General features: G+C 70.9%; 10 protein-coding genes. 4 read left to right on the top strand and 6 right to left on the bottom strand.

Going from position 1 to position 12,095, the window contains the following annotated elements; all coding sequences use genetic code 11:
* Nucleotides 1-17 precede the first annotated feature (17 nt).
* The 4 genes from ACN9M0_RS09420 to coxB form a co-directional block, all read right to left on the bottom strand.
* The gene (locus tag ACN9M0_RS09420) at nucleotides 18-1,271 is read right to left on the bottom strand and encodes a L,D-transpeptidase (RefSeq protein WP_366040226.1); all 1,254 of its coding nucleotides are present in this window, start codon (nucleotides 1,269-1,271) and stop codon (nucleotides 18-20) included.
* Nucleotides 1,272-1,393: 122 nt separating this feature from the next.
* Entirely contained in the window at nucleotides 1,394-1,792 is a 399-nt protein-coding gene (locus ACN9M0_RS09425) for a cytochrome c oxidase subunit 4 (RefSeq protein WP_366040227.1), read from the bottom strand.
* Nucleotides 1,789-3,522 (bottom strand): aa3-type cytochrome oxidase subunit I, encoded by a 1,734-nt coding sequence (gene ctaD, locus ACN9M0_RS09430; RefSeq protein WP_366040228.1) that lies wholly within the window; start codon nucleotides 3,520-3,522, stop codon nucleotides 1,789-1,791. Before ctaD ends, ACN9M0_RS09425 begins: the two co-directional genes overlap by 4 nt.
* Complete coding sequence (gene coxB, locus ACN9M0_RS09435) at nucleotides 3,519-4,484, bottom strand: aa3-type cytochrome oxidase subunit II (RefSeq protein WP_366040229.1); 966 nt, start codon at nucleotides 4,482-4,484, stop codon at nucleotides 3,519-3,521. The genes ctaD and coxB overlap by 4 nt, the downstream gene beginning before the upstream one ends.
* An 856-nt stretch (nucleotides 4,485-5,340) precedes the next feature.
* On the opposite strand from coxB, the gene ACN9M0_RS09440 reads away from it, so the two are divergent.
* Nucleotides 5,341-6,726 carry a cysteine desulfurase/sulfurtransferase TusA family protein gene (locus ACN9M0_RS09440; RefSeq protein WP_399696510.1) on the top strand — a complete coding sequence of 462 codons (1,386 nt, stop codon included), beginning with the start codon at nucleotides 5,341-5,343 and terminating at the stop codon, nucleotides 6,724-6,726.
* 525 nt (nucleotides 6,727-7,251) lie between these two features.
* On the opposite strand, the gene ACN9M0_RS09445 is transcribed toward ACN9M0_RS09440, so the two are convergent.
* Complete coding sequence (locus ACN9M0_RS09445) at nucleotides 7,252-8,226, bottom strand: carbohydrate kinase family protein (protein ID WP_366040231.1); 975 nt, start codon at nucleotides 8,224-8,226, stop codon at nucleotides 7,252-7,254.
* Nucleotides 8,227-8,402: 176 nt separating this feature from the next.
* On the opposite strand from ACN9M0_RS09445, the gene ACN9M0_RS09450 reads away from it, so the two are divergent.
* Nucleotides 8,403-8,609, top strand: a complete 207-nt coding sequence (locus ACN9M0_RS09450; RefSeq protein WP_366040232.1) for a hypothetical protein — start codon at nucleotides 8,403-8,405, stop codon at nucleotides 8,607-8,609.
* 66 nt (nucleotides 8,610-8,675) lie between these two features.
* Complete coding sequence (locus tag ACN9M0_RS09455; protein ID WP_426403418.1) at nucleotides 8,676-10,202, top strand: hypothetical protein; 1,527 nt, start codon at nucleotides 8,676-8,678, stop codon at nucleotides 10,200-10,202.
* Between the two features lie 73 nt (nucleotides 10,203-10,275).
* Here the strand turns inward: ACN9M0_RS09455 and ACN9M0_RS09460 are convergent, their stop codons facing one another.
* Entirely contained in the window at nucleotides 10,276-10,632 is a 357-nt protein-coding gene (locus ACN9M0_RS09460) for a HesB/IscA family protein (protein ID WP_015033024.1), read from the bottom strand.
* A 248-nt stretch (nucleotides 10,633-10,880) separates the two neighbouring features.
* On the opposite strand from ACN9M0_RS09460, the gene nadA reads away from it, so the two are divergent.
* Nucleotides 10,881-12,059, top strand: coding sequence for a quinolinate synthase NadA (gene nadA, locus ACN9M0_RS09465; RefSeq protein WP_361747046.1), 1,179 nt, complete (start codon nucleotides 10,881-10,883; stop codon nucleotides 12,057-12,059).
* The last annotated feature ends 36 nt before the right edge of the window (nucleotides 12,060-12,095 follow it).

Consider the following 12,095-nt stretch of genomic DNA (forward strand, 5'->3'; position numbering starts at 1 on the left):
GGCCGGACGGGCCCCGGTCAGATCGAGGGCCTCAGGCGGGCCTTCTCGGTGGGGGTCACCGGGTTTCCGGCGGCCTCCACCAGGGCGCTGCCCGTACGCCACTTGTCCCACGGCATGTTCCAGTCGCCGAAGCCGTTGCCGAAGGTGTCCATCGTGTCGCCGATGCTGTTGACGACGCGGACGACGTCCCCGGGGCGGACGGTCTCGTAGAACCAGGCCGCGTTCTCCGTCGACATGCCGACACAGCCGTGGCTGACGTTCTCCACGCCCTGCGAGCCCACGGACCAGGGCGCGGCGTGGACGTACTCGCCGCTCCAGGTGACCCGGGTGGCGTAGTACACGGGCAGGTCGTACGAGTCGGAGCTGCCCTCCGCGATGCCGATGCTGGTGCCCCGCATCCGGACGTAGTACTCCTTGCCGAGCACGACCTTGATGCCGTTGCGGGTGGAGAAGCCGGGCTTGCCGGTGGTCACCGGAATGGTGTTGATCACTTCTCCGTTGCGCTTCACGGTCATCTGGTGGGACTCGGCGTCCGCGACGGCCTCGATCCGGTCGCCGATCTTCAGCCGGAGCGGCTTGGAGGCGCCGCCGTAGAGCTTGTCGCCGACCTTGAGGCCGTCCAGGTTGCCGGTGACCGTGACGAGCGCCCCGGCCGGCCAGTACTCCTCCGGACGGAAGTGCAGCTTCTTGTCGTCCACCCAGTACCAGGCGCCCTCGACGGCGGGCGTGGAGCGGACCTTGAGGGCCCGTTCGACGACCGCGCGGGCCGCCCGGTCCTTGACGGGGAGGCTGAGGTCCGCCGTGATGGGCTGTCCGACGCCGTACGTGCCCGCCTCGGGGCCGAACGTCACGGTCAGGGCCCGTTTGGCGGGAGCCGTCTCGAAAGTGAACGTACGGGCGCCTGGAGCGCCGTCCTCGTCCTCGGTGGCCACCCGGACCGTGTAGCGGGTGCCGGCCGCCAGCGCGGCCGTGGAGCGCCAGCGCTGCCCGTCCGCGGTGAGTTCGCCGGCGAGGTGGTGCCCGGAGGCGTCGATGGCGGTGACGTCGGTGATCCGGCCGTCGTCGCCCTTGGCGGTGATCTCCAGGGGCTTCTCGGGGTCCGCCTTGGCGCCGTCGACGGGGGCGCTGACGGCGAGCTGGTCCGACGCGTCGTAGGCCTTCTCCGACAGCGGGTGTCCGTCGGAGCCCGCGCACGCGGTGGCGCCCGCGGTGACGGTGACGGCCAGAAGAGTGCAGCTCAGAACAGTCCGAATGCGCGGCGTGTCGTTCATGACTTCACGCTAAGGACAATCCTCGCGGGCAGCGCGCCGAGTGCTGCAAAAGAGGGGCCCGGACACTTCGGTGACGAAGTGTCCGGGCCCCTCGGTGTGCTCCGGTGCGGAGCGGGGTACCGCTACTGGTTCTGGTTCTCACCGCGGTAGAACTCGAAGACCCAGCCGAACAGGCCGACGAGGATCAGCGGGAACGAGAAGTACAGGATCCACCAGCCCATCGCGATGGAGAGGAAGGCGAGCGCACCGCCGACGGCCAGCGAGAGCGGCTGCCAGCTGTGCGGGGCGAAGAAGCCCACTTCACCGGCCTCGTCCGCGACGTCGGCCTCCTTGTCGTCCTGCGCCATCGCGTCGACACGCTTGGCCGTGAAGGCCAGGTAGTAGCCGATCATGATGGACAGGCCGAAGGCCAGGAAGAGCGCCGTCGTGCCGACCGGCTCCTTGGACCAGACGCCGTACAGGACCGCCATGGCAAGGATGAAGACGCTCAGCCAGATGAACATCTTGCCCTGGATCTTCACTTGCCGGCCTCCTTGCTGCCCGTCAGGGCCGCGGCCTCGTGCGGCTTGTTCTCGAGCTGGTCGAGAGCGGCGATCTCAGGGTGGTGCAGGTCGAACGCCGGGGATTCCGAACGGATCCGCGGCAGGGTGAGGAAGTTGTGCCGCGGCGGCGGGCAGGACGTCGCCCACTCGAGCGAACGGCCGTAGCCCCACGGGTCGTCGACCTCGATCTTCTTGCCGTACTTGGCGGTCTTCCAGACGTTGTACAGGAACGGAAGCATCGACAGGCCGAGCAGGAACGAGGAGATCGTCGAGATCGTGTTCAGCGTGGTGAAGCCGTCGGCGTCGAGGTAGTCCGCGTAACGACGCGGCATGCCCTCGGCACCGAGCCAGTGCTGCACCAGGAACGTGCCGTGGAAGCCCACGAACAGCGTCCAGAACGTCATCTTGCCGAGGCGCTCGTCGAGCATCTTGCCGGTGAACTTCGGCCACCAGAAGTGGAAGCCGGAGAACATCGCGAAGACGACGGTGCCGAAGATGACGTAGTGGAAGTGCGCCACGACGAAGTACGAGTCCGAGACATGGAAGTCCATCGGGGGCGAGGCCAGGATGACGCCGGTCAGACCACCGAAGGTGAAGGTGATCAGGAAGCCGACGGCCCAGAGCATCGGGGTCTCGAAGGACAGTGAGCCCTTCCACATCGTTCCGATCCAGTTGAAGAACTTCACGCCGGTCGGTACGGCGATGAGGAACGTCATGAAGGAGAAGAACGGGAGGAGCACGCCACCGGTGACGTACATGTGGTGCGCCCACACGGTCACGGACAGACCGGCGATCGCGATGGTCGCGGCCACCAGACCGATGTAGCCGAACATCGGCTTGCGGCTGAAGACCGGGATGACCTCGGAGATGATGCCGAAGAAGGGCAAGGCGATGATGTACACCTCTGGGTGTCCGAAGAACCAGAAGAGGTGTTGCCACAGCAACGCGCCGCCGTTGGAGGCGTCGAAGACGTGGGCACCGAACTTGCGGTCCGCCTCCAGGGCGAACAGCGCGGCCGCCAGGACCGGGAAGGCGAGCAGGACCAGGACACCGGTCAGCAGAACGTTCCAGGTGAAGATCGGCATACGGAACATCGTCATGCCCGGAGCGCGCATGCAGATGATCGTGGTGATGAAGTTGACCGAACCGAGGATCGTGCCGAAGCCGGAGAAGGCCAGACCCATGATCCACATGTCGGCGCCGACACCCGGCGAGCGGACGGCGTCCGACAGCGGGGAGTAGGCGAACCAGCCGAAGTCGGCCGCACCCTGCGGGGTGAGGAAGCCGGCCACCGCGATGATCGAGCCGAAGAGGTACAGCCAGTAGGCGAACATGTTCAGCCGCGGGAACGCCACGTCGGGCGCGCCGATCTGCAGCGGCATGATCCAGTTCGCGAATCCGGCGAACAGCGGCGTCGCGAACATCAGCAGCATGATCGTGCCGTGCATCGTGAACGCCTGGTTGAACTGCTCGTTCGACATGATCTGCGTACCCGGCCGGGCCAGCTCGGCGCGCATGAAGAGCGCCATGAGTCCGCCGATGATGAAGAAGACGAACGAGGTGACCAGATACATCGTGCCGATCGTCTTGTGATCGGTGGTGGTCAGCCACTTGATCACGACGTTGCCGGGCTGCTTGCGCCGTACGGGCAGCTCGTTCTCGTACGAGTCCTCAGCTGCGGCGGCCTGGGTTTCGTTGTGGATGCTCACAGTTGGTGCTTCTCCGCATTCCTGGCCGGGTCCGTCTGCTCGATGCCAGACGGGATGTAGCCGGTCTGCCCCTTCTCGGCCAGCTCCTTCAGGTGCGCCTGGTAGCGCTCCGGAGAGACCACCTTCACGTTGAAGAGCATCCGGGAGTGGTCGACACCGCACAGCTCGGCGCACTTGCCGAGGAAGGTGCCTTCCTGCGTCGGGATGACCTCGAAGGCGTTGGTGTGACCCGGGATGACGTCCTGCTTCATGAGGAAGGGGACCACCCAGAAGGAGTGGATGACGTCACGGGAGGACAGGACGAACCTGACCTTCTCGCCCTTGGGCAGCCACAGGGTCGGACCCGGGTTGCCGGTCTGCGGGTTCCGGTCGCCCGGGATGCCCGCGTCGTAGACACCGCCGGCGTTCTCCGGGAAGTCCGCGATGAACTTGTCCGGGAGCGAGGCGAGGTTCTTGTCCGTCTTGGCGTCACCCTGAACACCGGGCACGTTCTCGACGTAGTTGAAGCCCCAGCTCCACTGGTAGCCGACCACGTTGACCGTGTGGGGCGGCTTCGGGGTGAGCTCGAGGAGCTTCGACTCGTCGCGCGCGGTGAAGTAGAAGAGCACCGAGACGATGATGAGCGGAGTGACCGTGTACAGCGCCTCGATGGGCATGTTGTAACGGGTCTGCGGAGGTACCTCGACCTTGGTCCGGCTGCGCCGGTGGAAGATGGTGGCCCAGAGGATCAGGCCCCACACCAGGATGCCCGTGATGAGGGCGGCGGCCCAGGAGCCCTGCCACAGGGAGAGGATCCGAGGCGCCTCTTCCGTGACGGGGGTGGGCATGCCGAGGCGAGGGAAGTCTTCCCAGTTGTACGAGCAGCCCGTGGCTGTCGCCAGGATCAGGCCCGCAGTCAGCACCTGCGGCAGCTTCCGCCGCATCGGGCGCCGCGACGAGCGGTCGGAGCCGTTGGGACTCACGTAGCGCCTTCCCGAGAGTCTCGGCCCGCGTTGGTCGGCCACGGCCGTCCGTCTCGCTGGTCGGTCGCCGCCCCGGCCGCGGGCAGGGGTTTGGATGTTTATGCGGACCAAACCCTACTGGACGCTATTTGGGGTCGCGCGGGGAGGGTGCCCAACGCGCCGTCCGAGTCCCCGAAGGGGTGGACTCCGGGGTTCCGGAGGGGGGTCCGAGGCGGCCGTTCGGCGGTCTGACGGCATGGCGGGCCACACTTCTGACGAGGGCTCATCGGGAACGGGGTGGGGGGCTGAGCGGGGGTGCGGGGCGGGCGGGGCGCGGGGCGCCGGGTCGGGCGGGGCGGGAGTCGCCGGGACGGCTCGCCGCGGGCGGGGCGGGGGGGGCGGCATGGCGGGGCGTCACGGGTGAGGCGGCGGGGCGGCAGGGCGTCACGGGCCGGGCGAGGCGGCGCCACGGCGGGGCGTCACGGCCCGGGCGGGAAGTCGGCACGACCGGGCGTCACAGGCCGGGCGAGGCGGCGCTGCGGCGGGGCGTCACGGCCCGGGCGGGAAGTCGGCACGACCGGGCGTCACAGGCCGGGCGAGGCGGCGCTGCGGCGGATCGTCGCAGGCGGGGCGAGCCACGGCGGGGCGTCACGGGCGGCGCGGGGACCCGGCACGGCGGGTCGTCAACGGCGGGGCGAGGCGTCGGCACGGGCGGGCGTCACCGGCGGAGCGAGGCGTCGGCACGGGCGGCGTCGCAGGTTCGGGGAGGCGTCGGCACGGGCGGGCGTCGCAGGCCGGGCGGGGAGTCGGCACGGTCGGGCGGGGAGTCGGCACGGTCGGGCGGAGTCCGTCCGGCCCCAGGCTCTACCGTGGGCGGATGCCGTACTTCGACGCCGCGTCCGCCGCTCCGCTGCACCCCGTCGCCCGTCAGGCGCTGCTCGCCTCCCTGGACGAGGGCTGGGCCGACCCCGCCCGGCTGTACCGGGAGGGGCGCCGGGCCCGGCTGCTGCTCGACGCGGCCCGCGAGGCCGCCGCGGAGGCGGTGGGGTGCCGGCCGGACGAGCTCGTATTCACTCCTTCGGGGACGCGCGCGGTTCACGCGGGAATCTCCGGAGCGCTCGCGGGGCGTCGGCGTGTCGGGAACCGGCTCGTCGTCTCCGCGGTCGAACACTCCTCCGTCCTGCACGCGGGCGAGACCCACACGGCGGCGGGCGGCACGGTGACCGAGGTGCCGGTGGGCCGGTCGGGAGCGGTGGACGCGGACGCCTTCGCGGCCGCCCTCGCCCCCGACACCGCCCTGGCCTGCCTCCAGTCGGCCAACCACGAGGTGGGGACCGAGCAGCCGGTGGCCGAGGCGGCGGAGGCCTGCCGGGCGGCGGGCGTACCGCTGCTCGTCGACGCGGCGCAGTCGCTCGGCTGGGGCCCGGTGGCGGAGGGCTGGTCACTGCTCGCGGCGAGCGCGCACAAGTGGGGCGGTCCGGCGGGGGTGGGGCTGCTCGCCGTACGGAAGGGGGTCAGGTTCGCGTCTCAAGGCCCCACCGACGAGCGGGAGTCGGGCCGGGCGCCCGGCTTCGAGAACCTGCCGGCGATCGTGGCGGCGGCGGCGTCGCTGCGGGCGGTACGGGCGGAGGCCGCGGCGGAGGGGGCCCGGCTGCGGGCCCTCGTGGACCGGATCCGGGCGCGGGTGCCGGAGCTGGTGCCGGACGTGGAGGTGGTGGGCGACCCGGTGCGCCGGCTCCCCCACCTGGTCACCTTCTCCTGCCTGTACGTCGACGGGGAGACGCTCCTGCACGAGCTGGACCGGGAGGGATTCTCCGTTTCGTCCGGTTCGTCGTGCACGAGTTCGACGCTGACGCCCAGCCATGTGCTGCGCGCGATGGGCGTACTGAGCGAGGGGAACGTCCGGGTGTCCCTGCCGGCCGGCACGCCGGAGGAGGACGTGGACCGCTTCCTCGCCGTGCTGCCGGGGGTGGTGGCGGGGGTACGGGAACGACTCGGCGCGCCCGTCTCCGTACCGTCCGCGCCGGCGCCCTCGGGCTCGCTCGTCGTGGACTCCCTGGGCAAGCGCTGCCCGATCCCGGTCATCGAACTCGCGAAGGTGATCGGCGACGTGCCGGTGGGCGGGACGGTGACGGTGCTGTCGGACGACGAGGCGGCGCGGCTGGACATTCCGGCGTGGTGCGAGATGCGGGGGCAGGAGTATGTGGGGGAGTCGCCTTCGCCGCGGGGCGGTACGGCGTATGTGATCCGCCGCCTGACGTAACCCGGCAACCGGCCGGGCCGGGTACCCGCCGGGCCGGGTGCCCCGCCTTGGTCGGCGCCCCGTCGCGCCGCCCCGCCCGTTGCGGGCGATCGCTCCTCCGAGACGGCACCCACCCCCGTTGTGGGCAATCGTTCCGCTGGGGCGGAACGGGTGGGCACAACGGACGGCGCCCTTGCCGGCGCCAGAGGCTTCCGCGCGTGAACCCGCACCCCTTCGTGCGGCGCGCTCGTGGTGCGGGTCCAGGCACAGGGGGTGGAGGCGCCCGCAAGGGCGCCGTCCCGTGTGCCCACCCGTCCCGCCCCAGCGGGACGATTGCCCACACGGGCGGGGCGGGGGCACCGCCCAGCGGGCGGGAACGCGGCACGGGGCGGGCGCGGCCCCAAAGGGCAGCGGATGCCGGGGCGCCGCCCGGCGGGCATGGGCACCGCGCCGCCCGTGAGCGGGGTGACGGGCCGCGGGTGTGCCCGCACCCGGGGAGCCCGCGCGGCGGGGCGCAGGGCCCACGCCGGTGCGGGCGCGTGGGGGTCAGAGCAGGTGGGACTGGACCTCCGTGGCGGCTTCCTCGCCGTACGCCTTCGTGAAGCGCTCCATGAAGTTCGCCCGCCGCAGCGTGTACTCCTGCGTCCCCAGCGTCTCGATGACCAGCGTCGCCAGCATGCAGCCGACCTGTGCCGCCCGCTCGAGTCCGACGCCCCAGGACAGGCCCGTGAGGAAGCCCGCGCGGAAGGCGTCGCCGACGCCGGTCGGGTCGACCTTGGCCATCTCCTCGGGGCAGCCGACCTCGATGGGGGTGTCGCCGACCCGCTCGATGCGCACGCCGCGCGAGCCGAGGGTGGTGATGCGGTGGCCGACGCGGGAGAGGATCTCGGCCTCGGTCCAGCCGGTCTTGGACTCGATGAGGCCCTTCTCGTACTCGTTCGAGAAGAGGTAGGTGGCGCCGTCGAGGAGCGTGCGGATCTCCTCGCCGTCCATGCGCGCGATCTGCTGGGAGAAGTCGGCGGCGAAGGGGATCCCCCGGGTCCGGCACTCCTCGGTGTGGCGGAGCATCGCCTCGGGGTCGTCGGCGCCGATGAGGACCAGGTCGAGGCCGCCCACGCGGTCGGCGACGGCCTTGAGCTCGATCAGCCGGGCCTCGCTCATCGCGCCGGTGTAGAAGGAGCCGATCTGGTTGTGGTCCTTGTCGGTGGTGCAGACGAAGCGGGCGGTGTGCAGGACCTCGGAGATGCGCACCGAGGTCGTGTCGACGCCGTGCCGGTCGAGCCAGGCGCGGTACTCGTCGAAGTCGAAGCCCGCCGCGCCGACGAGGAGGGGGCGGCTGCCGAGCTGTCCCATGCCGAAGCAGATGTTGGCGGCGACGCCTCCCCGGCGCACGTCCAGGTTGTCGACGAGGAAGGAGAGGGACACCGTGTGGAGCTGGTCGGCCACCAGCTGGTCGGCGAACCGGCCGGGGAAGGTCATGAGGTGGTCGGTGGCGATGGAGCCGGTGACTGCGATACGCACGGCGGGGTGCTCCTGCGGAATTCAGTAGGGGCGCGCGAAGCGCTCGAACGAAGGTGGTGGTGCGCTTCGGGCGGGCGACAGTTCACGCTACCGGGTGGGCGGCGCGCTGCCGAACAGTGGAAACTACCCCAGAGTAGGCCTTTTCCCCGGAGTGGTGCGGTGCATACGGTGCGGCCATGACCACCTACCCCGCTCCCCGTGAGCGACACGAGTCCGAGTTGAGCCTCGCCCAGCTGCGCGGGGACGGCGCTCGGATGGCCCCCCACTGGGTGACTCCGGCCGGCCCCGACCCCGTACCGGTCTCCCCCGCGTCGATCCACGGCGTCGTCGTCCCGGCGGCCTCGGCCCGGCTGATCGACGCCACCACCGAGTACGGCGGCTGACGGAGGGAACCGTCCGCGCGTCCGCTCCGTCCCATCGGCGTCCGGTCGAGACGAGGGAGCGTTGCGGTGAGCGGTACGGAGAACGTACGGAGGCGACGGAATGTCCTCGCCGCCTCGGTGGCGGCGGGTGTGCTGCTCGCCGGGGGCGGTGGCGTCTATCTCGCCGCCACGGCGTCCGGCGACGCCACGCCGGCGGGGTCCGGCGGCAAGGTCGCCGACGCGGCCGCGCCGCCCCTGCGCCTGGAGCGGGGCGGCGACAGCACGGGAGGCGGTCCCGGGATCGCGCCCGGTGAGCCGGACCCGAGCGGAGGCCCGAGCGGGACGGTCTACAAAGCCAAGGGCCCCCTCCCCCAAGGGCCCTCCTCGGCCGCGGTCCACCGGCCCGAGGGCCTGGTCACCTCGGCGGAGGTGACCAGGCTGGCCGAAGCGCTCGGGATCGAGGGCCGGCCCGCGCTGGTCGGGGACGTCTGGACGGTCCGGCCCGAGAAGGACGGCCAGGGGCCACGGCTGGACGTGGCGAAGGCGGCCCCGGGGAGCTGGTCGTACTCCTGGTACGACGGCGGCCCGGTCGGCGACAGCTGCCTCAAGGGCAAGGCGTGCCCGCCGCCGGGAGAGGCGAAGCCCTCGCGCGGTGGTTCGCCGGTGAGCGAGGCCGCGGCGAAGGCTGCCGCCGCCCCCGTCCTGAAGGCGCTCGGCCAGGACGACGCGAAGGTGACCGCGACCCAGGTGATGGACGGTTCGGTGCGGGTGGTCAACGCCGATCCGGTGGTGGACGGGCTGCCGACGTACGGCTGGTCGACGGGGCTGCACATCGGTCCGGACGGTCGGGCGATCGCCGGGAGCGGGACACTCAAGGAGCCGGTGAAGGGTGCCACGTATCCGGTGGTCGGGGCGGCGAAGGCGCTCGCGGAGCTGAACGAGAAGTCGAAGGGCACGGGCCCGGTCGGCATCGGCGGCTGCGCGACGGACCCGCCGGCGGGGGTCGACGGGAACGGCAAGGCCGACCCGGCGGCGGAAGTCGACGGGAACGGCAGGGCCGAGCGGCCCGCGGACGTCGATGCCAGCGGCAGCGGCGGCGGCAAGCCCGAGCCGGCGGCGCCCTGCCGGTCGGCCGCGGACATCGCGCCGCCGACCGAGGTCCCCGTGACGGGTGCGGTGTTCGGTCTGGCCGCGCAGGACGTGGCGGGCGAGCGGCTGCTCGTACCGACGTGGCTGTTCACGGCGGACCCGGTGGACGCGGCGCCGTACACGGTGACGGAGACGGCGGTGGCCCCCGAGTACCTGGCGCCGCCGGTGAAGCCCTCGCCGCCGGACGAGGGCACGGCGCCGGCCCGGCAGGTCGAGTCGTACCGGCCCGCGGAGGACGGCCGGAAGCTGACGGTCACCTTCTGGGGCGGGGTGTGCAGCACGTACACCGCCAAGGCCGTGGAGACGCCGGAGAAGGTGACCGTGCGGATCGACGAGAAGGCCGACCCCGGGCGGGTGTGCATCGCGATCGCCAAGGAGATCACGCTGACGGTGTCGCTGCAGAGCCCGCTCGGCGACCGGCCCGTGGTGGACGCGGCGAGGGGGCAGGCCGTGCCGCGCCGCTGAGCGCCTCCGGACACGCGTGAGGGCGGCGGCCCCGGGAAGACCCCGGGGCCGCCGCCCTCACGTACGTACAGGCTTAGCTGAACGAGTCGCCGCAGGCGCAGGAGCCCGTGGCGTTCGGGTTGTCGATGGTGAAGCCCTGCTTCTCGATCGTGTCGACGAAGTCGATCGAGGCGCCGCCCAGGTAGGGGGCGCTCATGCGGTCGGTGACGACCTTGACGCCGTCGAAGTCCTTCACGACGTCGCCGTCGAGCGAACGCTCGTCGAAGAACAGCTGGTAACGCAGGCCGGAGCAGCCACCGGGCTGAACGGCGACGCGCAGGGCCAGGTCCTCGCGGCCTTCCTGGTCGAGGAGGGCCTTGACCTTGGCCGCGGCGGCGTCGGACAGGAGGATGCCGTCGCTGACAGTGGTCTTCTCGTCCGATACGGACATCTGCTTCTCTCCCGGTGTGTACGGAGACTGCTTGCCGACGGTTGCAACCGACGGTGCCCCGGATTCATTCCGGGCCCAGTGGGGTCTTCCCTCTTTCATGCTCGCACACCCTGTCCAGGAGCGCGGACGGCGAATTCGTCACATCGACACTATGGACATCGTCAACGTGACGTGAAGCGGTTATGATAGATAGCGTCATTTAGACGAAAAGGCTTTCCCTCGAAGACCCGAATGAAAGGGTGCGTGACGTGACCACCGCCCAGCCCCTGGATGTCCAGCCGACGCCGCTCGCCCTGCTCCTGCTCGGTCGCGAGGCCGACCCGAAGAGCGAGCGCGGTGTGGAGTGTCCTGGCGATCTGCCGTCGCCCTCCGACCCGGACCTCGTGGAGCGCGCCCGCGCCGCCAAGGAGAAGCTCGGGGACAAGGTCTTCGTGCTCGGCCACCACTACCAGCGCGACGAGGTCATCCAGTTCGCCGACGTGACCGGTGACTCGTTCAAGCTCGCGCGCGACGCCGCCGCCAAGCCCGAGGCCGAGTACATCGTCTTCTGCGGTGTGCACTTCATGGCGGAGTCCGCCGACATCCTCACCGGCGACGACCAGAAGGTCGTCCTGCCCGACCTCGCGGCCGGCTGCTCGATGGCCGACATGGCCACCGCCGAGCAGGTCGCCGAATGCTGGGACGTGCTGACCGAGGCCGGCGTCGCCGAGCAGGTCGTGCCCGTCTCGTACATGAACTCCTCGGCCGACATCAAGGCCTTCACCGGCAAGCACGGGGGCACGATCTGCACCTCGTCCAACGCCGAGCGGGCCCTGAACTGGGCCTTCGAGCAGGGCGAGAAGGTGCTGTTCCTGCCGGACCAGCACCTGGGCCGCAACACCGCCGTCCGCGACATGGGCATGTCCCTGGACGACTGCGTGCTCTACAACCCGCACAAGCCGAACGGCGGTCTCACCGTCGAGGAGCTGCGCGCCGCCAAGATGATCCTGTGGCGGGGGCACTGCTCGGTGCACGGCCGCTTCTCGCTCGACTCGGTGAACGACGTCCGCGAGCGCATCCCGGGCGTGAACGTGCTCGTCCACCCCGAGTGCCGCCACGAGGTCGTCGCCGCCGCGGACTACGTGGGCTCGACCGAGTACATCATCAACACCCTGGAGGCGGCCCCGGCCGGTTCCAAGTGGGCGATCGGCACCGAGCTGAACCTGGTCCGACGGCTGGCGAACCGATTCGCCGACCAGGACAAGGAGATCGTCTTCCTCGACAAGACGGTCTGCTTCTGCTCGACCATGAACCGCATCGACCTCCCGCACCTCGTGTGGACCCTGGAGTCCCTGGCCGAGGGCAACCTCGTCAACCAGATCCAGGTCGACAAGGAGACGGAGAGCTTCGCCAAGCTCGCCCTGGAGCGGATGCTGGCGCTGCCGTAACGGTTCTCCCGTATGTACGCCGGAAGGGGCGCCCCG

This window comes from Streptomyces sp. R-07 (genome assembly GCF_049913175.1).
Classification (GTDB): Bacteria; Actinomycetota; Actinomycetes; order Streptomycetales; family Streptomycetaceae; genus Streptomyces.

Bases quoted from the DNA above. Each gene is read 5' to 3' on its own strand.
- ACN9M0_RS09420 (WP_366040226.1), bottom strand. From the start codon at position 1,271: ATGAACGACACGCCGCGCATTCGGACTGTTCTGAGCTGCACTCTTCTG.
- ACN9M0_RS09440 (WP_399696510.1), top strand. From the start codon at position 5,341: ATGCCGTACTTCGACGCCGCGTCCGCCGCTCCGCTGCACCCCGTCGCC.
- ACN9M0_RS09450 (WP_366040232.1), top strand. From the start codon at position 8,403: ATGACCACCTACCCCGCTCCCCGTGAGCGACACGAGTCCGAGTTGAGC.
- ACN9M0_RS09460 (WP_015033024.1), bottom strand. From the start codon at position 10,632: ATGTCCGTATCGGACGAGAAGACCACTGTCAGCGACGGCATCCTCCTG.